A 21,932-nucleotide genomic window follows, 5' to 3' on the forward strand; every position below is an offset into this window, starting at 1 on the left:
TGAGGAACATATCTAGGAATCTCATGTCAGCCTTAATAGCGCGTAAATGCTGGTTGCAGGAATTGCAATTCCCGCGAGTCTCAGAGGGATTATTTTTTACCCGATATAAATAGTAGAGCCTCGGCATGAGTTAGAAAAATGCCTTGCTTTTCAAACGCATAATTTCCGATTCCTAGAAATGATAATAGTCGCTTAGCCCCTTATTAACTGTGGCTTGCGTTAACCACGATACAACGTCCGCGAGTCTGGGGAATTTACCGGAATTTTCCATCTATGCGTTAGGTTCCGAGTCAAACAGGGCCTTTCACAAAGTAAAGAGATAACAATGACAAGTGGAACAGCACTCGCGTATCAGGCGGCACCAAAACCCAATATCGACATCAGCCGTACCCTTGAATCAGCACGCAGCCAGGTCGAAAAGCGCTTTCTCGACGGCGGCGCCGTTCTGCTTTCCGTCATGGAAGTCCTGAACCAGCTCCTGAACTCCCTCGACCGGCTGACCAAGGCGCTCGACAGCGACGGCGCGAGCGATACGGCAGCGGATCTTGCCCAGACGATCAGGAGCCTGCTCGACCTCCCTGCTATGGAAGCCAAACGGCAGCAGAATTTTGGTGTGCTCTCCGAGGCCGGTACCAAACTGCGCACGCATGTGACCGACATGCAGGAGACGATGCGCTACCTCCGCACCTTCGCTGTTACCGTAAAGATAACCGGTGCGGGCATTGCCGAATTTGCCGGTTTCGCGGAAGAAATCCTGGAGCGCATCCACTCCGGCACGACCGAAGTCAACGATTTCGCAGCACAGCTGAATGCGCTTGAAAAAGACCTGAAGGTCGCAATGAGCTTCGGCTCGACGACGGCCAAGGCCTATGACACTACGGTCCCCAAGGTCGTCGAAGCACTTCAAAGAGATGTTCAGACCATCTCCGGCCACCGCAAGGAACTGGCAAGGATTGCAAGCCAGGTTGGCGCAATTGCACGCGGTGTACAGAGCAAGGTCGCTTCCACCCTTTCGGCCCTGCAGATCGGCGACATTACCCGCCAGCGCATCGAGCACGTACAGAGCTCCTTCGCTTTCCTGGAGGACTTCTTCGCCAGCGATGAAGGCCGGGCACTGAATGCAGATGCGCGCGAGCGCATCGAGAACGTCATTCACCATCTGACCGCAGCGCAGATGCGCGACATGGTCGCGGATTTTCAGCGGGACTCCAGCAGCGTCGTCAAGACGATTGCGAGCTTCGGCGGCGACACGCAGGGCATTCTCGATCTTCGCGATGAAATGCAGGGTCAGGGCGACAGCGCCGACGGCAATTTCATGCGCGAACTGGAGGCGAGCGTCTCGACGGCCCTCGGCATCGTCCGTCAGGTCGAAACCGCACGCCTCCAGGCCGACAAGATCAGCCAGTCGACGCTCGGAACCGCATCGAACTTGCTTCAGCGCATCGAGACCATCCGCGCCGTCAAGACCGACATCCATTATATGGCGCTGAACACCAACCTGCGCTGCAGCCGCATGGGAGAAGAAGGCCGTTCGATCAACGTCGTCACTGCCGAACTCCGCATCTTTGCGGCCAAGCTCGATGAATCCGCCGACCATATCGTGACCGGCCTGACCGGCCTGGAAGGCGCTGCGTCCAGCATCGCTTCCGGCCAGGAAGCCGGCGGCCGTCGCCTCGACGAACGCCTGAGCGGTGCCGTCGAGAGCCTGCGTTCGGCCGCAAACGTCATGGAAGGCGAACTGGCCACGCTATCCGAGCACGGCCGCGAGGTCGCAAGCAAGATAACGCTGTCGATCAGCAAGCTCGATTTCCAGCACGATCTCGGCGAAGTCCTGAGCAGCTGTGCCGACACCTTGAGCGAGATGGCCGGCGACTACATTGCCGACATATCCGATCTCGAAGAGGTCATTGCGCCGCTGAGCGAGCGCATCTTCAAGGTCTATACGATGTCGCAGGAACGCGTCGTCCACCGCGACGTCATCCCGGCCGCAAACGGCGCCCCGGTCCTGACCCTCGTCGAGACCGAAAAGAAAGACGACGAAGACCTTTTCGCCGACGCGCTGTTTTAAGATCGGAGCCGGGACCGAAATTCGTGTCCCCGGCCCGGCTTTACTTTGCTGGCCCGGCTTTACTTGGCTGGATGGAACTTGTTGGCGGCGTCGATCGCCGCCTTTTGCTGATCGTCCTCGATACCGAGATAGAAATCCTCGAGCTCCGGGTCCTTGAACCCGGCGCGGCGGGAGATGACGTACCAGGTGGCCGCTGCGATAGGATCCTGCTTCGTGCCGATCGCATTGATATAGAGATGGGAAAGCTTGTTCTGCGCGGCCACATTGCCGCGATAGGCCGCGATCTTCATCCAGGTGAAGCCTGCTTCAAGGTCGGGCTTGCCGCCGGTTCCGTTGATCAGCCAGACGCCCATATCGAGCTGGGCCGTATCGTAACCCGCATTGGCCGCGCGCAATAGCCATATGCGCGCCTCGCTCTTTTTCTCCGGCGAGATATCGGGAAGGCTCATGTAAAGCTGCGAGACCGCATATTCCGCATCTGCGATCCCCTGCGCTGCCGACTTCTCATAATAGGGCAGCGCAAGCTGAAGACCCTTGAGACCGGGATTGTCGGCCGTCAGGCTCTGCGCCCAGTTGAATTCGGCGGAAGCCTGTCCGGCATCGGCCGCCTTCTTCATCCACTCGTCGGCCTTCTTGCGATCGCGCGGCACGTCCTGACCTTCTATCAGGATAAGCGCATACTTGAACATCGAGCTGGCATCGCCACCCTCGGCCGCCTTGCCATACCAGAAGGCGGCGTTCTTCGTATCCCGCTTCACCCCGAGGCCTTGCGACATCAACTCGGCGATCAGTGTCTGCGCTGCCGGATCACCGAGCTGCGCGCGCGGCAACGCCTTTTGGAAGGCCGTCAGGTAATAGCCGCGCTGAAACGCACCATAGGCGTCGTCGACCGGTCCCTTATAAGTTTTTTCCGGCGGCAGATCGGGGAGCTTGGCGCCCATGCGGTCGAAAATGCCGATGCCTTCGGAAGGCTTGACATCATTGGCGCCTGCCGACGCTGCCGGCTTGTCGCCCCCCTGGGAAGGCTGCGCATTCGGTTCATTGGATGGCTCGACGCGCTCGTTCTTGAATGTCCCGGGATTTTCGACCGGCGGACGGGTAACGACACTGGGATCGGACTGCTGCGCTGCCGCGACCAACGGCAAAGCCGTCAGACAGGCTGCGAGCGTGACAAGAAATGGCCGAAGCCGATGCTGGGGCGTGAGCGACATGCCGTGATATCAATCTTCAAACCGTGGCGCTTTTTCGTCAAGAAGCGCATTCACCTGCGCAACGATCGAAGGCGCGGCCGCCGGATCGGAAAATACCGCAAGACGCAGCGCCACGAACTCCACGCCCGCGGCCGCAACATCCAGCACCGAGGCCGGATCGGTGCCGCCCATCACGATGCAGGGGATCTCGATCATCGAAGCCCACCATTCGCCGAGCGCCACGTTCTTCGGATGCGCCTCCGGCTTGATGTCGCCGTCTAGCTTGCCGAAGAAGACGTAGTCGGGGCGCAACTCACCGACTTCAAGCGCATGGTGCCTGTCCGTCGCATTGCCACCGCCGACGATCAGCTTCGGCACGAATTTCTCGATCGCCTCTTCGAGTTCGGAAGGGCTGCCGGTCACGTGCAATCCGTCCGCCTTGGCGCGGCCTGCAACGCGGGTGTCGCCGGCAATCAGGGCTGCCGCACCCGCTGCCTGCACCACAGGCACCAGTTTCTCGGCATGTTTCTGGAAGGTTCCATCGTCGAGACCATATTGAGGAATGATGACGGAGGCGACATCCCCACCCCTCAGCGCATCGGCAACGATGGTCGCCTGTTCGCTGGCGTCCGCCATGTCGGGGACGATGAGAACGAGGCGGCAGCGGTTTTCCGGTCCGGTCATGCGAGCTTCCATATTGGGCGCCTGGTCAGCCATATAGGACCATGCCGCTAACGATCCAGTGTGAGTAAATCCGTTGGGCCGGGCTGACAAGAGGATGTCGTGAAAACAAGGCCTGGTTTTACCCCACCGAATGCCGCAACGAAGCAAAGGCAGTGAATAACCTCCGGATGGATGATAATTTCTACAACTCAGGCGGATCGGAACCCTCGAACTGATAGTGCTCTACTACCTTTGCGCAGCACAATTGACTTGCCGCCTACAGGCGTTTGACGTAGCTTTTCGGCATGTCGAACATGGATCCCTTCGCCGCGATCGCCGACCGGAACCGGCGCTATCTGCTTGAGGAACTGCGGCGGGCACCCAAAACGGTGAACGAGCTTGCGCAGGGCCTTCCGATCAGCCGCCCGGCCGTATCCCAGCATCTCAAGGCGCTGCTCGACAGCAATCTTGTTTCGGTGACCTCTGATGGGACCAAGCGCATCTATGCGGTCAATAGCCGGGGCTTCGACAAGCTGAATTTGTGGCTGGATCAGTTCTGGGGTTAAGCCGGAATTATGTGGGGGCTGCGGACCGGCTTTTAAGCTTTGCCTTACCGAGGATGGCGCCAACTTCACTCCGCACTTATAGAAGCTGGCGCATCAATTCTTTTTTCGGATCATCGCATTCGGATGGAATTTTGGAACTTCGAAGTTCACTTCACCCTGTCACAACTCCAATATGCGGCGACCTCGACATGTTCAGTCATCAATGAACTGAGGATCTCAGACGTTGGATTTCGTCTTTGATACGGAGCTTTCTACGTTTGATTTCTGCAATGTCACGATCATTCATAGAGGGAGACGTCATTGCGTAATGCAGCTCCTCCTCAAGAGCGACATGCTTTTTCTGGAGCGATTCAAGATGAGCTTGAACAGTCATTTGACCCTTCCTTCCTCTTACCCGCCCCAGCCATCCATCGCTGGGGCTCTAGGTGTCAACCTATTTAGTGTGCCATAATATTCCGTGTGTGTCGAAGGCGAAAACATGACTTGTCCGCGGCAAATTCGTGATCAAGGATAACTTCCCGTTACCACTATTTGGTGATAGGAGCTTGCGCAATTGATGCGCCGGGGAGATACGATTCCGACGGCGATACTGGGGATTTTGAAATGGCCGATCAGGAACAGGCGGAAGTCAGGCTTTTGGTAGCGCGCCTGCGCCAAGAGCACGAAGATTATGACGCCGCGATCAACGCCATGATCCAAACGGGCTGCGACGCGCTCAGAGTCCAGCGCATGAAGAAAAAGAAGCTTGTAATCAAGGACAAGCTGAGCAAGCTGGAAGACCAGATTATTCCCGATATCATCGCCTGAGGAATAGACGACACGATGACAGAAAGACCTCCCGTTGCCATCATCATGGGCAGTCAATCCGACTGGGAGACGATGAAGAATGCCGCAGACACGCTGGAAGCGCTGGAAATCAGCTATGACGCCCGCATCATCTCGGCACATCGTACACCCGACCGCCTGGTGAATTTTGCCAAAGGTGCGCGCGACGAGGGTTTCAAGGTGATCATTGCCGGTGCAGGGGGCGCTGCCCATCTTCCGGGCATGGCGGCGTCGATGACGCCTCTGCCCGTCTTCGGCGTTCCCGTGCAATCGAAAGCCCTTTCGGGACAGGACAGCCTTCTGTCGATCGTCCAGATGCCCGCCGGCATTCCGGTCGGCACGCTTGCCATCGGCAAGGCGGGAGCCGTGAATGCCGCATTGCTTGCAGCAGCCGTCCTCGCCCTTTCGGATGAAGAGGTGGCCGAGCGGCTCGACGAGTGGCGCGCACGCCAGAGTGCCGCCGTTGCCGAATACCCAATGGACGATTTGTGATGTCTCAGACGATCGGCATTATCGGTGGTGGCCAGCTCGGCCGCATGCTCGCGATCGCGGCTTCACGTTTGAATTTCCACACCGTCATCCTGGAGCCCCTGGATGACTGCCCGGCGGCGCAGCTGACCAATCATCAGATCGTCAAGGCTTACGATGATCCGACCGGGCTTGCCGAACTGGCCGGCCTTTGTGATTTCGTCACCTACGAATTCGAGAACGTGCCTGTTGCTGCAGCGGAGCGTCTTGCAAAGGACGTACCGGTCTATCCGCCGCCGAAAGCGCTCGAAGTGGCGCAGGACCGGCTGATAGAAAAGCAGTTCATCAACGGCTGCGGCATAGAGACGGCCCGTTTCCACGCGGTCGACAGCCAGGCAGACCTCGAATCGGCCCTTCAGGATTTTGGCGGCAAAGGCGTTCTGAAGACCCGCCGCCTCGGCTATGACGGCAAGGGCCAGCGCATCTATCGCTCGCCTGCGGATAATCCACGGAGCGGCTATGACGCGCTCGGCGGCGTGCCGCTCATCCTGGAAAGCTTCGTCGATTTCGAACGCGAAATTTCGATCATCGCCGCTCGCAGCGTCGATGGCACGGTCGCCTGTTACGATCCGGCAGAGAACGTTCACCGCAACGGCATCCTTCATACCTCGACCTTGCCCGCCCGCATTTCGGACGAAACCGCCGAGGCTGCCCGTGAGGCCGCCGAGAAGATCCTTGCCGCACTGAATTATGTTGGCGTCATCGGGATCGAGTTCTTTGTCCTTGCCGACGGCAGCCTGATCGCCAACGAGATCGCGCCGCGCGTCCATAATTCCGGCCACTGGACGGAGGCGGCCTGCGTCATCTCCCAGTTCGAGCAGCATATCCGCGCCATAGCGGGCCTGCCGCTTGGCGATCCCGCCAGGCACTCGGATTGTGTGATGCAGAATCTGATCGGCGACGACGTTCTTGACGTGCCGGACTGGCTGAGACGCCCCAATGTTCTCGTCCATCTCTATGGCAAGACGGAATCGCGTCCTGGCCGCAAAATGGGCCATATAACGCAGCTTCTTTAGGGAATGCCTGCCAGTACGGAGGGGAAAAACCCCGCCGCACCGGTTGACAGGCAAGGGGCGACAGGGTATTTGCTCCCCACCCTAAAGAGCGCGCCCTGAGCGCGCTTTTGATTGTTTAATAGAGATACGGGCGAATGTGACATTCCCCCAAACATCGCGGATCAGAAAAATGAAGATCAAGAATTCGCTCAAGTCGCTCAAGGCTCGCCACCGTGACAACCGTCTGGTTCGCCGCAAGGGCCGCATCTACATTATCAACAAGCTGAACCCGCGCTACAAGGCTCGTCAGGGCTGATTTTTCGCGTGCGCTTGTCCGCCGCGCCGTTGCCTTGAGCCGGCGCGCGGAACGACCTGAGACAGGTCGCTTTGCCGTGATCACATCAAAATTGCTTTGATCTTCAGCGCTGGCGGGCTACTATGCCCGCCATGCGCTTTTATGCTTTGTCACGCTCGGCCTTGCCGATTCTTCTCGTTGTTGGTCTCACCGTTCCTTCTTTCGCGGCGGCTGACGATTCGAAGCCTGCCGAGCAGCAACAGGGCGCTGACACGACTCCAAAGCAGCGGTTAGACCAGCTTTTCGCCGACTTGAAGCGCGAGCGCGATCCTGAGCGGGCCAATATCATCGCCGACCAGATTCGGATGGAATGGGCCGATTCGGGCAGCGCCACGATCAATCTGCTGATGCAATGGGCCGACAAGGCCATTGCCGAGAAGCGGAATGCGGCAGCCTATGATTTTCTCGACCAGGCGATCGCGCTGAAGCCGGATTATGCCGAAGCCTGGAATCGCCGCGCCACGCTGAATTACGCGCTGGGCGACTATCGCAAATCCATGGAAGACATCGATCAGGTGCTGCGCATCGAGCCGCGCCATTTCGGCGCGCTGGCCGGCATGGCCGCGATTCTCGGCGACAGCGGCAACGATCAGGTGACATTGAAGGCCTGGGAGCGGTTCCTGGAAATCTTCCCCGCCAACCGTGCTGCCCAGCAGCAGGTCGACACGCTTTCCGAAAAGCTCGCCGGCAGCCGAACATAGCCTGAAGCAATACACTTCGATGGTCGGACTGGCGACGATGCATCTGATGTCTGACCGAGTTTGATCCTGGCTCCATGCTGCTCACATTTGTCATCGTTCTCCTTGTGATGATCGCTGCCAGTCTCGGCTATTCCGCTTATCATGCTGCGCAGATCGAACGGACTTACCCGAACATAGGCGAACTGACCGACATCGGCGGCTTCCGCATGAACGCCGTCCATCTGGCACGGCCGGCCGATGCGGATCTCCCACCGCTCATTTTCGTCCACGGCGCCAGCGGCAATCTTCGCGACCAATTCGAAGCTTTCAGCCATCCCCTGCGGCAACGGGCGGAAATGCTTTTCGTCGACCGCCCGGGCCACGGCTATTCCGAGCGCGGCGGCCCGGAAAATGCTGTGCCTTCGGGTCAGGCCGATTCGATCGCAAAGCTCATGGAGAAGCGTGGCATCAGCCAAGCCATCATCGTCGGCCACTCCTTCGGCGGAGCCATTGCCGCTGCCTTCGCGTTGCGCCACCCGGACAGGACGATCGGCGTGCTGTTTCTGGCGCCGGCAACCCATCCCTGGCCCGGCGGCGTAGACTGGTACTATACGCTCGCGGCAATGCCCTTCCTGGGCTGGCTATTCACTCGCTCGCTTGTCGTACCGATGGGCATGCGAAGGCTTGAAAGCGGCACGCTTGGCGTCTTCAGGCCGAATGCACGGCCCGAAGACTATGTGGCAAAGACCGGGCCTGCCCTGGTGCTCCGGCCGCATGCCTTCCGCAACAATGCCGTCGATGTCGCCCGGCTGCTGGCCTATGTGACCGCCGAATCGCCTCGCTACCGCGAGATCACCGCACCGACTGTCATTATCACCGGCGACAGTGATGGCGTCGTGCTCGAAGAGCTGCATTCCCGCGGCCTGGCGCGCGATATTCCCGGCGCCGAACTCATCACCATCAGAAATCTCGGCCACAAGCCCGACTATGTCGCCAATGATGTGGCGATCGCAGCGATGGAGAAGCTTGCCGGACTGCCCCGCGACCTTCAGGCGATCGGCCGACAGGCCGAAACGCGCATTGCCGGCCTGACAGGGACGGCAATGCCGGCTCTGGAACCCAACGGCTAACTCGCGATCGCGAGCCGGACGCCGCCGTCGCAGATCAAGACATGGCCGGTCATGAAGCTGTTGCCGATCAGGAAGGCGATCGCCTCGGCGACATCCTCCGGACGCCCGATCCTGCCGACCGGCGTCTTTGCTGCATACTCGGCAAAGAGCGCCGCCTTCTGTTCCTCGGCCAGAAAATCCCACCACGGCGTATCCAGAACGCCCGGCGAGACGCTGTTGACGCGCAGAGGCTTCAGCTCATTGGCAAGGATCGGCACTAGCGCATCCACCGCCGCATTGACCGCGCCGAGACCGGCGGTTCCCGGCAAGGCGGCATGGGCAGAAACGGCCGAGACGAAGGTGATGCTGCCGGTCTTCGAAAGACTCGGCAGCGCCGCCTGCGCTGTTGCAAAATGTGGAAACATCTTCTCATCGAAGGCCGCCCTGATATCGGCCGCCTGCACCGAGGCGAAGGGACCGCCGCCCCTTCCGCCACTCATGGCAAGCACCAGATGATCGAACGGGCCGACCACCGAAAAGCCCTCGGCAACGCTTGCCGCATCGGCCGCATCTATCGCCAGGGCGTGAACATCGCCCCTCAGCGACGCTTTCGCCTTTTCCAATCTCTGCGCGTCGCGGCCGGTGATGGTGACGCGAAATCCGCGTGCTAGGAGTGTACCCGCGGTGGCCAGCCCCACGCCCGAGGAGCCGCCTACGATGACTGCATGTTGCGATGACATAATATGATTTCCTTCCGTGACTTGTGATAAATGAGAGAGTGAAAGCGCTTCAGGCACTGGGCCGCGCCGGCAGTCCGCAGAGCTCCAGGCTGAGTGCACGCAGACGATCGCGGGCCGCGAGATCATAGGCCTGCGCGTTTGCCCGGCTGGCCCGCAGCCCGTCGAAATAGAGCCCGCTTCGGCCTTCCAGTTGAGCCGAGGCTGCAAACTGCAATATCGCCCTGCCGCCCTCCTCCACCGTGCTGGCCGGTGAAATCCCGGCGGCACGAACCATGGTCGTGTCCATGTAGCTCGCCGGATGCAGGCAGTTGGCGGTGATGCCGAATCCTTCGTGCTCGGCCGCAAGATCGAAGGTGAAGAGGATCTGCGCGAGTTTGCTCTGGCAATAGGCGCGCGTGCCGCTATAGCCTCGCGTCAGCATCGGATCGTCGAAATCGATCGCCTGCTGACCGGCCGAGGAGACGTTGACGATCCGCGCGGAGAGCGCTGCCTTCAACAGCGGCATCAGAAGATAGGTCAGGAGAAAACCGGACAGGTAGTTCACCGCGAAACGCAGCTCGTACCCGTCGCGGCTGAGCTGTCGCCTGTTGTCGAGCCCACCGGTACCGATCCCGGCATTGTTGACCAGTACGTCGAGCCGCTGATGGTCCTTGCCGATCGCGTTGGCCAATTCGCGCACGCCATCCAGCGAGGAGAAATCAGCCTCGTAGAATTGCGCGCTTCCACCCGCCGCCTCGATCTCGGCGACAACTTCCCCGCCGCGCATCCGGTCGCGTCCATGCACCAGCACAGTGGCGCCATCCCGCCCGAGCTGAATGGCGACGTAACGGCCGACGCCATCCGTCGAACCTGTCACCAGCACGATTTTCTGTCTTTCCGTCATGCGATGCACCTCGTTTTGCCTGCTGATGAGGAGACGTTCGCACAATTGAAAAAGGCCAAACAGTTCCAGTTTTATCCTAGTATCAATCCTGATATGATGAGCGGATGAGAGATCTTCAGATTGCCGTCGAAGCCCGCCGCCGCGAAGCCGGAGCCTTCCTCCGCTCGCGCCGCGAACGCCTGTCGCCATCCAATGTCGGGTTGCCGGAAGGTTACCGTCGCCGCACGCCCGGCCTGCGGCGCGAGGAAGTCGCGCTGCTCGCCGGCGTCGGCACGACCTGGTACACCTGGCTGGAACAGGGTCGCGACGTCCGCCCCTCCCCCGAAGTGCTGACGGCGCTATCGGACGCCTTGCTGCTGGACCCGGTGGAGCGGCGTCATCTCTTCATCCTCAACGACCGGCAGCCGCCGGAGCCGAAAATGGCCGATCCCGATCATGTCGGCGAGCCCCTTCAGCGCATGCTGGCGAGCCTGACGCAGCAACCCGCCTATGTCATCGGCCGCCGCTGGGATGTGCTTGCCTGGAACAGTGCGGCCGTCGCCCTCTTCGGCGATTACGGCAAGCTGGAAGGTGACGAACGCAACATCATGCGCCTCGTTTTCACCAACAAGGACCATCGCAAGCTGCTGGTCGATTGGGAGGGCCTTGCCCGCATGTCGCTGGCCATGTTCCGCTCGGACAATGCCCGTTATGCCGGCGATCCGGATTTCGAACGGTTGATCGCAGCGCTGAAACGCGACAGCCGCGAATTCCGCGACTGGTGGGCGCGCCACGAAGTGCTGCAGCTCCCCGCCGGCCACAAGCGACTTAATCACCCACAGCAGGGATTGATGTCATTCGAGCATACGAGCTTCGCCGTGACCGATCGTCCGGACCTGAAGCTTGTCGTCTACACCGCCGTCGAGGCAGACGGAACGATCGACAAGCTCACCGAACTGCTGCGCCGGAATGTCTAAGCGGCAGCGGTAACGCTTTCGGTCGGAAGAAGACCCAGCTCCCCAATCGATGACCGCACGGTCTGCAACACGATCGAGGCCAGCCGTTGCGTCGCCGGGCTTGGCTCGGCTTCAGCCCGGTGCAGCACCAGATCGAGCTTCGGCAGCGCCGGCAATCCCGCTTCGCCGGGATCGAGAAGACGGACCTTGTCCGGCAGGCCAAGCGGCGTCCGCACTGTCAGACCAAGTCCCGCGGCAGTCGCCGCCCAGAGCCCGCCAAGGCTTGGGCTGACGAAGGAGATTCGCCAGGGAACGCCGGCATGGTCGAGCACCTTGGTCGCAACGCTCCGCAGCAGGCAAGGCGCTTCCAGCGAAGCCATCGGCATCGGCTCGCCGCTTTGCATATTCCAGCCGACGTCACCATGCGCCGGGCCGATCCAGCGCATCGGCACCTCGGCGATGCGGTCGCAATGGGCGGAGCGATAGCCGTCGCTCCAGGCGAGCGCCAGATCGAGCCGCCCCGAGGTCACGCGTTCCACCAGCTCGATATTGCGCACGACACGAGCCTCGATCTTCACCTTCGGGTGCGCCCGGGCGAATCGTCCAAGCACCTCAGGCAGCAGGTTCTCGCCGAAATCCTCCTGCAGGCCGAGCCGAACCCAGCCTTCCAGCTCGAGGCCGTGGACAGCAGCAGCGGCCTCGTCGTTAAGGTCGAGCAGACGGCGGGCATAGGCAAGCATCGTCTCGCCGGCTTCGGTCAGCGCCAGGCCGCGCCCGGCCTTGCGGAAGATCGGCGTCCCCGCCTGCTCCTCCAATTTCTTCAGCTGCGCGCTGACGGCCGACGTCGAGCGCCCGAGCCGATCGGCGGCTTTGGCAAAACTGCCGAGCTCCATACCGGTAACGAAGCTGCGCAAGACATCGAGATCGAAGATGACGCGGGCCATCTGAAATCATCCTATTTTTTGGGATCATCGATCCAATATTATCTGATTTTCCGGATAATTATCGCGTGCGATAACAGCTGCGTCAAGTTCGATGAACAACAAGGAGGCTCTCATGCCTGTCACCCGTATCTCCTTTCATCGCGGCAAGTCGCCGGAATACCTGAAGGCCCTCTCCGACAATTTTCATCGCGCCATGGTCGAAACCTTCAATGTGCCCGAGGCCGACCGTTTCCAGACGATCCATCAGCTGGAGCCCGGCGAACTGATTTTCGATCGCAACTATTTCGGCGGCCCGCGCTCCGATGATTTCGTCTTCTTTGACGTCACCATCGGCAGGCCACGTTCGGCCGAGGTGAAGCAGGCCTTCTACCGGCGCATCGTCGAATTGCTCGCCGACGCACCCGGCGTACGGCCTGAGGACGTGATGGTGACGGTTACCACCACGCAACTCGAAGACTGGTCCTTCAGCAACGGCATCGCGCAAATGCTGGAAAAGGCCTGAGACGGGACCGGACGAAGGCAATGCAGAACTCGCAGAAACAAACAACCGACGCTTCTCCCGTTCACCGCGCGGGCAGTGCCACTACGCGCTCTCCTGACGGCATTGCCACGGCGTCCTTCTGGGTCGAGATGCTGGTTGAAGGCAACAGGGATGGCGATCTCACCGCCATGCGCGCCGTCCTCGAACCAGGCGCGATCACGCGCTGGCATACGCATCCTGAGGGCCAGATCCTCTATGTTCTCTCAGGCGTGGGACTGGCCCAGCGCGGCGATGGTCCGGTCGAGGAACTGCGCGCCGGCGACTGCATCACCTTTAAAGCCGGAGAGCGCCATTGGCATGGCGCTACCCCGGAAAACACCTTCTCCTATATCAGCATCCAGGCTGTCAAAGACGGCAGCGCCGCCACCTGGCTGGAAACCGTCGAGCAAGACGGAGGATCAAGACCATGATCGCGATGCAATATTCCTTCACCCTGCCGGCGGATTACGACATGACGATCATCGATCGCCGCATCCGCGACAAGGGCCCCCTGCTGGACAATTTCCCCAACCTCAAGTTCAAGGCCTATCTCAGTGCCCGGAAGGCTGATGCGGTGACGTCAAGCACCGAAAACCTCTATGCACCCTTCTATGTCTGGGAAAAGGGCGAGGGCCTCAGCGACTTCATCTGTGGCCCGGGCTTCGAAACGCTGACGCAATCCTTCGGCTGGCCGCAGGTGAAGACCTGGATCGTCTGGAACGCGGAAGTCTCGAAACATATCCGCGCCGCCCGTTTCGCCACCCGCGAGATCATCGACATAGAGCCCTATGCCCCGCTCGCGGAAATCCGGAAGCGCGAGAGCGATGCCGTCTCTGCCGATGTCGCACGGAACGAAGCACTCGCCTCAGTCGCCGCCTTCGAACCGGGAAGCTGGACTGAGGTCCGCTTCCGGCTCTGGGCCGATCTGCCGAAATCGGCCCGGCAACTCGGCGCGCAGACCTACAGTGTCGGCCATCTGTCTCTGCCTGACACGAATTGACTGTAGCCGTTGAAGCGCATCGGCTATCGGCTTGAAGTAACTGTCACGAGACCTTCGCAATAGCGCCATAGACGCCGAGGCAGCATAGTCGAACAAAGCGGGCGGAGCTGCGGAATGGTCGGGACCCAAACACCATTTAGAAAAGTATCCGGGATTTTCTTCCGCTCTGTCATGGCAGATCGTGTTGACCAGGTATTGGACCCTCCGGGTCCGGCCAGTGCAGGTCGCTACCATCGTTTGGGAGAGCCGACCCTTTACACAAGCGCCGCGTTGGAATGGTCCATCATGGCCATTGCCGGATACATGCGTGAGGATCAACGCCCGCGGGTTGTCGTTCCGTTGAGGGTCAGTGAGGCTGCGGTGCTCGATCAACATGACGAACAGGCTTGCAGGCAGCTTGGAATTGATCGTGATCTATCCAACGAATCCTGGCGTATTGCCTTGTCCGAAGGACGAGAGCCCGCCTCCTGGCGCAATGTTGATATTGCTCGATCCGCCGGGGCAGACGGCATCATCGATCGGTCTCGGATGATACCCGGCGGATGGCACCTCAACCTGTTCCGTTGGAATGAACTTGGCGGCCCCTGCGTGGAAGTCTGCGGTGATCCCGTCGAAATCATCCTGACCCCTGATGGGCCAAAATGGGGCTTGTGAGCGGTCGCTGTTGTCGAACGAGGAATTAAGTCTACGTCACCCGATCGTCGTATGCCTGATGTCGACCTGACACAGCCATTTGTCCAGCCAAGTTCGTTTATGTCGGCCTCCCTCAATATATAAGAACTTTCTACTATTTGTGGATCACGAAAGAATGGTAGTCTTGGTGAGGGGCGGTTTCGTCGGGGATATGCACCGCCTGCAACAGGGGGTGCGTCATGCCAATCGCCACCGTGTCCAGCCGGATGCTCGCCGTGACAGAGGAAATGCGCACCGTCATGGATTTTGCGCAAAAGGTTCTGGAGGGCGACGGTCTCGGGCCTGATGCCTGTGATTTCATGTTCGGCAATCCGCAGGAAATGCCGTTGCGCGGCCTCGTCGATGCGCTGGTCCGCCACGCCGAGCCGCAGGATGTTCACTGGTTCGGCTACAAGAAATATGATTCTCCGGCGCGCGAAACGGTCGCCCGCAGGCTGAGCGAAGCCCGCGGCCGCTCCTATGAGCCGGCCGACATTGCGATTACGGCCGGAGGGTTCGGCGCAATCGCGGCAGCGCTGCTTGCCGTGCTTGAGGTGGGAGATGAGGTCATCTATCCGCGTCCCGGCTGGTTTGCCTATGGCGCCCAGATTCGCGGCGCTGCAGGAACACCCGTCGCTGTCGACCTCGTGCCGGAAACCTTTGACCTCGATCTCGCAAGGATCGAGGCAATGATCACCGCGCGCACCCGCGTCGTTGTTGTCAACACGCCGCACAATCCGACCGGCCGCATCTTTCCCCGCGCCCAGCTCGACGCGCTCGCGGATAAGCTTACGGCTGCGTCCGAAAGATTTGGCAGGGTGATCTATCTCCTTGCCGACGAGCCCTATGCGCGGCTGGTGTTTGACGGCCATGCCCATATCAGCCCGGCCGAGAGCTATCCGCACACGCTGGTCGCCTATTCCTTCGGCAAGACCTTGCTCGCCCCCGGCGAGCGCCTGGGCTGGCTCGCACTCGGGGCGGATATGCCCGAGGCGGACCGCATACGGCTGCGCGAGGCTGTCGACATGGCACAGGTTTCACATGGTTGGGCTTTCGCCGGCCGTACCATGCAGCGGGCACTGCCTGATCTGGAGAAACTCAGCGTCGATGTCGCAGCCCTTCAGCGGCGGCGCGATCGCATGATCGAAGGCCTGAGAGCAGCGGGATACGACCTGCCGGTGCCCGAAGGTACCTTCTATCTCATTCCCCGCTCCCCGATACCTGACGACATGGCCTTCGCGGCGCGTCTTGCAAAGGACGGCATCTGGGTGCTGCCCGGCAGCGTCGCCCAATTGCCCGGACGCCTGCGGATCAGCTTGACCGCAAACGACGGCATGGTGGAGCGCTCCTTGCCCGTCTTTGCGCGAGCGATCCGGGAAGTCGCGGCCTAACGCCTGGCGAGCAGGAATTACCAAGGGGCGGCATCTGCTGCCTGACCTCGAAAAAAAATGCTGTCACCGCGACAAAGTCGCTGTTTCGCAAAATGTCGCTCCGTCCTATGGATAGAGATACTTACCTTCCTGCAGCAGAGAGCATTTTCCATGGTCGATATCGCAATGATCGAAGCCGCCCGCATTCGCCTGGGCGGCCGCGCACGCCGCACGCCGATTCTCTCCTCCCCTTTCCTTGATGACATCGCAGGCCGCCGCCTCTTCGTGAAAGCCGAATGCCTCCAGCATTCCGGTTCGTTCAAGTTTCGCGGCGGCTGGTCGGCGGTCTCTGCCTTGGAACCGTCGATCCGCGCCAAAGGTGTGATTGCCTTTTCATCGGGAAATCATGCGCAGGGCGTGGCGTTGGCCGCCAAGCTGCACGGGGTCCCCTCGGTCATCGTCATGCCGACGGATGCGCCGAAGCTGAAGATCGACAATACCCGCGCATTCGGTGCCGAAGTCGTGCTCTACGATCGCGTCAAGGAAGACCGTGACGAGATCGGCGCGCGCCTGTCCAGAGAACGCGGCCTGACCCTGATCAAGCCTTTCGATGAGCCTCTGGTCATCGCCGGCCAGGGCACGACAGGGCTTGAAATCGCCGAGCAGGCGCAGGAGCATGAAATTACGTCCGCCGAGGTGCTGGTCCCCTGCGGCGGCGGTGGCCTGACATCGGGCATAGCCCTGGCGCTGGAAGCCAAGGCCCCCGGCTTCAAGGTTCGCCCCTGCGAACCCTTCGGTTTCGACGACACGACACGCTCTCTGGCATCAGGCAAGATCGAGCGCAACGCCGCCATGCAGGGCTCGATCTGCGATGCCATCGTCACCCCGCAGCCCGGCAACATTACCTTCCCGATCATGAAGCGCCTGTGCGGTCCCGGCATCGTCGTGACCGACGATGAGGCGCAGGAAGCCATGGCTCTTGCCTTTACCCGGCTCAAGATCGTCGTCGAACCGGGGGGCGCCGTCGCGTTGGCGGCGGCACTCTTCCACGGCAGCGAGATCAACGGCGATACCGTGATCGCCGTGACATCGGGCGGCAATGTCGATGGCGACGTGTTCACGCGCGCATTGAGCCACGCCAGCGTTGCGGCATAGAGGCCCGATGGGCCTCTTTTAATCCTTCAATCCGGCGTCCTTTGCTGCCAGGGCGCCGACCGCGGACCAGTCCAGCTTCTCGCCACCATGGGCGAGCAAGGTCAGGAAGCGGTCACGCAAAAGACTTGCCAGCGGCAGCGGCACGTTGAGCGATTCAGCAGCGGCAAGTGCCAGACGGATATCCTTCTGGCCGAGGGGTGCTGCAAAACCTGCCGGCTCGAATTTGCGGTCGGCGATCAATCCACCATAGGTCTTGAAGATCGGCGCCGTGAACAGCGTCGAGGTCAGGATGTCGAGATACTGATGGCGATCGACACCACCCTTCTCCGCCAGCGCCATAGCTTCGCCGAGCGTTTCGATGGTCGAAGCAATCATGAAGTTGCCGCTGAGCTTGACGAGGCTGGCCGCCTTCGGTTCCTCGGAAACGACGAAGGTGCGTTGGCCGATCGCGTCAAACAGCGGTGAGACCGCGTCGACAGCATCCTTGGCGCCGGCCGCAATGACGAAGAGCTTTGCGGCGGCAGCTGCTTCCGGCCGGCCGAAGACGGGGGCTGCGACGAAGCGCTGGCCGGCTTCTCCATGCTCCCCGGTAAGCCGCTCGGACATGGCAACGCTGACGGTGCTAGCCGAGATATGGATCGCCCCCTTGGCAAGACCGGCAATCAGCCCTTGGTCACCGTGAACGACGGCCGAAAGCGCATCGTCATTGGCTAGCATGGTAAACACCGCTTCGTTGTCGCAGGCCTCGGCCGGCGATGCCGCAACCTTTGCGCCCTCTCCTGCAAGCGCTTCTGCCTTGTCGCGCGAGCGATTGTAAACCGTCACCACATGGCCCGCCTTCAACAGGTTTGACGCCATGGCGCTGCCCATCTGACCCAATCCGATAAAGCCGACTTTCATCTCTTCTTCTCCATCTTGCCTAGCGACGATCCGCCCGAATACCCCCGGCAATGTAGACAAGCGCGTCCGCCTTTCAAATCCCGTGTCAGGGCAGAACAGCTATGCGTCGTAAAGGGCCACATGCCGCCCTTTATCAACGAAAAAGCCCGCTGTCTTTCGGCAGCGGGCCTCAGCTATTCGATCTTGATCGGTTCAGATGCCGCTCTGGCCGTCGGAACCGATATAGGCGATGCGCAGCATGTTGGTGGCTCCAGGCGTTCCGAGAGGGACGCCGGCGGAGATGATGATGCGGTCGCCCGGCTTGCCGAACTCTTCGGCGGCGACGATGCGGCAGGCACGATCGACCATATCGTCCAGGTCGGTCGCATCATGCGTGACCACACAGTGCAGGCCCCATACGACGGAGAGACGGCGAGCGGTCTGGATGATCGGCGACAGGGCGATGATCGGAACCTGCGGACGCTCGCGCGAAGCGCGAAGGCCAGTGGTACCCGACGAGGTGTAGCAGACGATCGCCGAAAGCTTCAGCGTCTCTGCGATCTGACGGGCGGCAAGCGAGATGGCGTCGGCGCCGGTTGCTTCCGGCTGCGGGCGCTGGGCGTAGATGACGCCGGGATAATGCGGCTCGCGCTCGATCGTGCGGGCGATCGAGGCCATCATGGCGACGGCTTCGACCGGATAGTCGCCCGAAGCGGATTCTGCCGACAGCATGACGGCGTCGGCGCCTTCGAAGACGGCGGTCGCGACGTCGGACACTTCGGCGCGGGTCGGAACCGGCGACGTAATCATCGATTCCAGCATCTGCGTCGCAACGACGACCGGCTTGCCGGAACGGCGGCAGGCGCGGATCAGCTGCTTCTGGATGCCCGGAACAGCTTCGAGCGGCATTTCAACGCCGAGATCGCCGCGGGCAACCATCAGCGCGTCGGACAGCTCGATGATCTCTTCGATATGCTCGATCGCCTGCGGCTTTTCAATCTTCGCCATCAGGCCGGCGCGACCGCGAACGATCTTGCGCACGTCGACCAGGTCTTCCGGACGCTGCACGAAGGACAGTGCGATCCAGTCGACATCGTCGGTTGCGAGAACCGCGTCGAGGTCGGCCCTGTCCTTGTCCGTCAGAACGCCGGCAGTCAGAATGGTATCGGGCAGGCTCACGCCCTTGCGGTCGGAAATCTTCGTGCCCGCAATCACGGTCGTGACGATGCTCTTGCCATCGCATTTTTCAGCGCGCAGAGCGAGCTTGCCGTCGTCGATCAGCAGGCGATCGCCAGGTTTTACCGCTTCGAGAATTTCCGGATGCGGCAGGAACACGCGGCTGTTGTCGCCGGGCGTGTCGTTGTTATCCAGCGTGAACGTCTGGCCGATCTTGAGATCGACCTTGGTATCGGCAAACTTCCCGACGCGCAGCTTGGGACCCTGCAAGTCAGCGAGAATGCCGATCGGACGACCGGAACGGGTCTCGACCGCACGGATGCGCTCGATCAGCGACCGCATCACATCATGGCTGGCATGGCTCATGTTGATGCGGAACAGATCGGCGCCGGCTTCGTGCAGCTTCTGGATCATTTCCTCGGAGGACGAGGCCGGACCCAGCGTGGCGAGGATTTTAACTTTTCGGTTGCGTCTCATTAATTCTGGCTTCCCTGATTTGCCTGGGCGCTAGGACTATCGGAGAGCTGAACCATCCAGCTCGCCTGACGTCCGGTGTCATATTCCTTGAATCCCATTTTCTGATGACCGCGGGCGTAGCAATCCTTCACGCCGACGATCTTGAATTCATTTTCCGCCACGCACATGTCGACATCGCCCGTCCAACGTCCTCCCCGGGCGGCGTCCTCTGCGTAAAGGTAATAATATCTGGATTGAAGCGGGCCTTCGATCAGCGTCGCGCAGGTCGTTGCCGGCACCTGCCACCAGCCTTCCGTCGTCCAGCCTTCCTTGGCCCGGTAACCGATCGCCACGCCGACGAGATTCTGTGTTCCGTTGCAGACACGGAAGTCCGCATGGGCGGCATTCGCTATGAAGAACGGCGAGAAGGCGGCAAAGGCGAAGAGGGCAATTCGAGCAAGCGGACCGGACCGCGTAACGAAGCTTGGCGCGACTGTGCTGAACACGGCTTCAATGGCTCCACGGTTATTTTTGTTTCGTCTTCTTGCGCTGCCATCAGCCGAATGTCAACGCAATGCTAATCGGTTATATTCGTTTCACGCCATCGTCATGACGACCTCTCGCAGCACTGGCGATCCGGCAAGCCTTGCACCTTCGGCGCACGCATGCCATCAAGCAGCGACTGTAAATGAGGCAAGGGCAATCCCCTCGTGGACGACTTCAATCCTTACCAAATCATATCCGGCAATCGTGACAAAGGCATGGTCATTCTTGGCGACCACGCCATGAACCGCCTGCCCGATCGCTATGGTCGCCTGGGCCTTGCCGAGACCGCCTTTGCCCGCCACATCGCCTATGACATCGGCGTAGAAGGCCTGTGCAAGGCGCTCGCCGAAAAGCTCGGCGTCCCGGCTGTCCTCGGCGGCTTTTCCCGTCTGTTGATCGATCCTAACCGCGGCGAGGACGACCCGACGCTGATCATGAAGATCTCCGACGGCGCCATCATTCCCGGCAATCATCCGATCTCGGATGAAGAATGGAACTATCGCATCGACGCATTCCACCGGCCGTATCATCATGCCGTATCGGCCGAGATCGCCGCGATCGAGCGCGCAATCGGCAAGGCACCGCTGGTGCTGTCCATGCATTCCTTCACGCCCGCCTGGAAGGGCGTGCCTCGCCCGTGGCATGCGAGCGTGCTGTGGGACAGCGATGCTCGCGCGGTCCTGCCGCTGCTTGCAAAGCTGCGTGAGGATACCGATCTCGTGATCGGTGACAACGAACCCTATGACGGCGCGTTGAGAGGCGATACCATGTACCGCCATTGCATGGTGAAAGGCATACCGCATGCGTTGCTGGAGGTTCGGCAGGATCTGATCGGCGACGAAGACGGCATTGCCGAATGGGCCGCCCGGCTGGCGCCGATCTTCGAACAATTGAACGCTGATCCGGCGCTGCACGAATACGAAATCCACGCTTCGCGCACCGGCCCATATGAGGCGTGAGGAGACAGACCAATGACCGAGTTGAGCAAAGACCAGCAGACCGAACTGGAAGCCGCTGCCTTCCGTCGCCTGATCTCGCACCTGCGCGAGCGTAGCGATGTCCAGAACATCGACCTCATGAACCTTGCCGGCTTCTGCCGCAATTGCCTCTCCAATTGGTATCGCGAAGCCGCCGACGAGGCCGGCCTCGATGTCTCCAAGGAGGAATCGCGCGAAAAGGTCTACGGCATGCCCTACGAAGATTGGAAAAGGCTGCATCAGGCCGAGGCCAGCCCTGTGCAAAAAGCCGATTTCGAACGCAATAAACCGAAAGAATAGCCGCCTTCCCTTGAAACGGCTTGACCTTCGGTCCCGTTCGCGGCAGGTCAACGACCCGACCAAATTCCAAATCCATCACGCAATCAGGAGACAATGATGTCTGATGCTCATGGCGTCGCCCGCGATCAGCTTCGCGCTTTTGTCGAGCGCATCGAACGGCTGGAAGAAGAAAAGAAGACCATCGCCGACGATATCAAGGATGTCTATGGCGAAGCCAAAGGCATGGGATTCGACACCAAGATCCTGAAGAAGGTCGTCGCGCTGCGCAAGAAGGACGATCAGGAACGCATGGAAGAGGACCTGATCCTCGATACCTACCTGCATGCACTCGGCATGATCGAGGCTCCGCCGGAAGGCTGAGCCAAGGACGTTAGGGCATTTCCGCTTTTCTTGAAATCGC

27 protein-coding genes are annotated in these 21,932 nt (G+C 60.5%); 18 read left to right on the forward strand and 9 right to left on the reverse strand.

The features are described from left to right. Window positions 1-325 precede the first annotated feature (325 nt). On the forward strand, window positions 326-2,068 hold the full coding sequence (locus tag DTW90_RS04755; protein WP_149336698.1) for a chemotaxis protein: 1,743 nt from the start codon (window positions 326-328) through the stop codon (window positions 2,066-2,068). Between the two features lie 59 nt (window positions 2,069-2,127). Here DTW90_RS04755 and DTW90_RS04760 read toward each other — a convergent pair whose 3' ends face one another. Together DTW90_RS04760 and DTW90_RS04765 are read right to left on the reverse strand one after the other, a co-directional pair. Further along, the gene (locus DTW90_RS04760) at window positions 2,128-3,279 is read right to left on the reverse strand and encodes a tetratricopeptide repeat protein (RefSeq protein ID WP_149336700.1); all 1,152 of its coding nucleotides are present in this window, start codon (window positions 3,277-3,279) and stop codon (window positions 2,128-2,130) included. A 9-nt stretch (window positions 3,280-3,288) separates the two neighbouring features. Then, on the reverse strand, window positions 3,289-3,942 hold the full coding sequence (locus DTW90_RS04765; RefSeq protein WP_149336702.1) for a thiamine phosphate synthase: 654 nt from the start codon (window positions 3,940-3,942) through the stop codon (window positions 3,289-3,291). A 284-nt stretch (window positions 3,943-4,226) separates the two neighbouring features. On the opposite strand from DTW90_RS04765, the gene DTW90_RS04770 reads away from it, so the two are divergent. Further along, on the forward strand, window positions 4,227-4,487 hold the full coding sequence (locus tag DTW90_RS04770; protein ID WP_132518226.1) for a metalloregulator ArsR/SmtB family transcription factor: 261 nt from the start codon (window positions 4,227-4,229) through the stop codon (window positions 4,485-4,487). A gap of 199 nt (window positions 4,488-4,686) precedes the next feature. Here the strand turns inward: DTW90_RS04770 and DTW90_RS04775 are convergent, their stop codons facing one another. Further along, window positions 4,687-4,860: a DUF465 domain-containing protein gene (locus DTW90_RS04775; RefSeq protein WP_132518224.1), complete on the reverse strand. Its 174-nt coding sequence runs from the start codon at window positions 4,858-4,860 to the stop codon at window positions 4,687-4,689. Window positions 4,861-5,090: 230 nt separating this feature from the next. Here DTW90_RS04775 and DTW90_RS04780 point away from each other — a divergent pair, with 230 nt between their 5' ends. From DTW90_RS04780 to DTW90_RS04805, 6 genes are all read left to right on the forward strand, one after another. Next, the gene (locus DTW90_RS04780) at window positions 5,091-5,294 is read left to right on the forward strand and encodes a DUF465 domain-containing protein (RefSeq protein ID WP_132518222.1); all 204 of its coding nucleotides are present in this window, start codon (window positions 5,091-5,093) and stop codon (window positions 5,292-5,294) included. Between the two features lie 15 nt (window positions 5,295-5,309). Then, complete coding sequence (gene purE, locus DTW90_RS04785) at window positions 5,310-5,804, forward strand: 5-(carboxyamino)imidazole ribonucleotide mutase (RefSeq protein ID WP_132518220.1); 495 nt, start codon at window positions 5,310-5,312, stop codon at window positions 5,802-5,804. Beyond that, window positions 5,801-6,856, forward strand: coding sequence for a 5-(carboxyamino)imidazole ribonucleotide synthase (locus DTW90_RS04790; protein WP_149336703.1), 1,056 nt, complete (start codon window positions 5,801-5,803; stop codon window positions 6,854-6,856). The genes purE and DTW90_RS04790 overlap by 4 nt, the downstream gene beginning before the upstream one ends. A gap of 169 nt (window positions 6,857-7,025) precedes the next feature. Beyond that, window positions 7,026-7,151 carry a type B 50S ribosomal protein L36 gene (ykgO, locus tag DTW90_RS04795; RefSeq protein WP_003582204.1) on the forward strand — a complete coding sequence of 42 codons (126 nt, stop codon included), beginning with the start codon at window positions 7,026-7,028 and terminating at the stop codon, window positions 7,149-7,151. A 122-nt stretch (window positions 7,152-7,273) separates the two neighbouring features. Beyond that, complete coding sequence (locus DTW90_RS04800; protein ID WP_149336705.1) at window positions 7,274-7,891, forward strand: tetratricopeptide repeat protein; 618 nt, start codon at window positions 7,274-7,276, stop codon at window positions 7,889-7,891. A gap of 74 nt (window positions 7,892-7,965) precedes the next feature. Then, entirely contained in the window at window positions 7,966-9,000 is a 1,035-nt protein-coding gene (locus tag DTW90_RS04805) for an alpha/beta hydrolase (protein ID WP_149336707.1), read from the forward strand. On the opposite strand, the gene DTW90_RS04810 is transcribed toward DTW90_RS04805, so the two are convergent. Together DTW90_RS04810 and DTW90_RS04815 are read right to left on the reverse strand one after the other, a co-directional pair. Then, window positions 8,997-9,719 (reverse strand): SDR family oxidoreductase, encoded by a 723-nt coding sequence (locus DTW90_RS04810; protein WP_149336709.1) that lies wholly within the window; start codon window positions 9,717-9,719, stop codon window positions 8,997-8,999. The genes DTW90_RS04805 and DTW90_RS04810 overlap by 4 nt on opposite strands. Before the next feature lie 49 nt (window positions 9,720-9,768). Continuing rightward, window positions 9,769-10,602 carry an SDR family NAD(P)-dependent oxidoreductase gene (locus DTW90_RS04815; RefSeq protein ID WP_149336711.1) on the reverse strand — a complete coding sequence of 278 codons (834 nt, stop codon included), beginning with the start codon at window positions 10,600-10,602 and terminating at the stop codon, window positions 9,769-9,771. A 104-nt stretch (window positions 10,603-10,706) separates the two neighbouring features. Between DTW90_RS04815 and DTW90_RS04820 the strand changes: the two genes are divergently transcribed. Continuing rightward, window positions 10,707-11,558, forward strand: a complete 852-nt coding sequence (locus tag DTW90_RS04820; RefSeq protein ID WP_132518208.1) for a helix-turn-helix transcriptional regulator — start codon at window positions 10,707-10,709, stop codon at window positions 11,556-11,558. Here DTW90_RS04820 and DTW90_RS04825 read toward each other — a convergent pair. Next, entirely contained in the window at window positions 11,555-12,481 is a 927-nt protein-coding gene (locus DTW90_RS04825; protein WP_132518206.1) for a LysR substrate-binding domain-containing protein, read from the reverse strand. The two genes, DTW90_RS04820 and DTW90_RS04825, sit on opposite strands and share 4 nt — an antisense overlap. Before the next feature lie 112 nt (window positions 12,482-12,593). On the opposite strand from DTW90_RS04825, the gene DTW90_RS04830 reads away from it, so the two are divergent. The 6 genes from DTW90_RS04830 (at window position 12,594) to DTW90_RS04855 (ending at window position 17,198) form a co-directional block, all read left to right on the forward strand. Continuing rightward, on the forward strand, window positions 12,594-12,983 hold the full coding sequence (locus DTW90_RS04830) for a tautomerase family protein (RefSeq protein WP_149336713.1): 390 nt from the start codon (window positions 12,594-12,596) through the stop codon (window positions 12,981-12,983). 20 nt (window positions 12,984-13,003) lie between these two features. After that, entirely contained in the window at window positions 13,004-13,432 is a 429-nt protein-coding gene (locus tag DTW90_RS04835; RefSeq protein WP_149336715.1) for a cupin domain-containing protein, read from the forward strand. Beyond that, window positions 13,429-14,001 (forward strand): DUF4865 family protein, encoded by a 573-nt coding sequence (locus DTW90_RS04840; RefSeq protein ID WP_149336717.1) that lies wholly within the window; start codon window positions 13,429-13,431, stop codon window positions 13,999-14,001. Before DTW90_RS04835 ends, DTW90_RS04840 begins: the two co-directional genes overlap by 4 nt. Before the next feature lie 114 nt (window positions 14,002-14,115). Beyond that, on the forward strand, window positions 14,116-14,655 hold the full coding sequence (locus DTW90_RS04845) for an RES family NAD+ phosphorylase (protein WP_149336719.1): 540 nt from the start codon (window positions 14,116-14,118) through the stop codon (window positions 14,653-14,655). Between the two features lie 218 nt (window positions 14,656-14,873). Continuing rightward, on the forward strand, window positions 14,874-16,064 hold the full coding sequence (locus DTW90_RS04850) for an aminotransferase class I/II-fold pyridoxal phosphate-dependent enzyme (protein ID WP_132518197.1): 1,191 nt from the start codon (window positions 14,874-14,876) through the stop codon (window positions 16,062-16,064). 150 nt (window positions 16,065-16,214) lie between these two features. After that, window positions 16,215-17,198, forward strand: a complete 984-nt coding sequence (locus tag DTW90_RS04855; protein ID WP_149336721.1) for a threonine/serine dehydratase — start codon at window positions 16,215-16,217, stop codon at window positions 17,196-17,198. A gap of 18 nt (window positions 17,199-17,216) precedes the next feature. Here the strand turns inward: DTW90_RS04855 and DTW90_RS04860 are convergent, their stop codons facing one another. The 3 genes from DTW90_RS04860 to DTW90_RS04870 form a co-directional block, all read right to left on the reverse strand. After that, complete coding sequence (locus tag DTW90_RS04860; RefSeq protein ID WP_149336723.1) at window positions 17,217-18,098, reverse strand: NAD(P)-dependent oxidoreductase; 882 nt, start codon at window positions 18,096-18,098, stop codon at window positions 17,217-17,219. A 192-nt stretch (window positions 18,099-18,290) separates the two neighbouring features. Continuing rightward, complete coding sequence (gene pyk / locus DTW90_RS04865) at window positions 18,291-19,730, reverse strand: pyruvate kinase (protein WP_132518191.1); 1,440 nt, start codon at window positions 19,728-19,730, stop codon at window positions 18,291-18,293. After that, window positions 19,730-20,215 (reverse strand): DUF1036 domain-containing protein, encoded by a 486-nt coding sequence (locus DTW90_RS04870; RefSeq protein WP_348642628.1) that lies wholly within the window; start codon window positions 20,213-20,215, stop codon window positions 19,730-19,732. The genes pyk and DTW90_RS04870 overlap by 1 nt, the downstream gene beginning before the upstream one ends. 204 nt (window positions 20,216-20,419) lie before the next feature. On the opposite strand from DTW90_RS04870, the gene DTW90_RS04875 reads away from it, so the two are divergent. The 3 genes from DTW90_RS04875 (at window position 20,420) to DTW90_RS04885 (ending at window position 21,892) form a co-directional block, all read left to right on the forward strand. Then, window positions 20,420-21,214: an N-formylglutamate amidohydrolase gene (locus DTW90_RS04875; RefSeq protein ID WP_132518187.1), complete on the forward strand. Its 795-nt coding sequence runs from the start codon at window positions 20,420-20,422 to the stop codon at window positions 21,212-21,214. A gap of 12 nt (window positions 21,215-21,226) precedes the next feature. After that, entirely contained in the window at window positions 21,227-21,532 is a 306-nt protein-coding gene (locus tag DTW90_RS04880) for a DUF1244 domain-containing protein (protein WP_132518185.1), read from the forward strand. 96 nt (window positions 21,533-21,628) lie between these two features. Beyond that, complete coding sequence (locus DTW90_RS04885; protein WP_132518183.1) at window positions 21,629-21,892, forward strand: DUF2312 domain-containing protein; 264 nt, start codon at window positions 21,629-21,631, stop codon at window positions 21,890-21,892. Window positions 21,893-21,932: the final 40 nt, after the last annotated feature.

The sequence above is a fragment of the Neorhizobium sp. P12A genome (genome assembly GCF_008365395.1).
Lineage (GTDB): Bacteria > Pseudomonadota > Alphaproteobacteria > Rhizobiales > Rhizobiaceae > Rhizobium.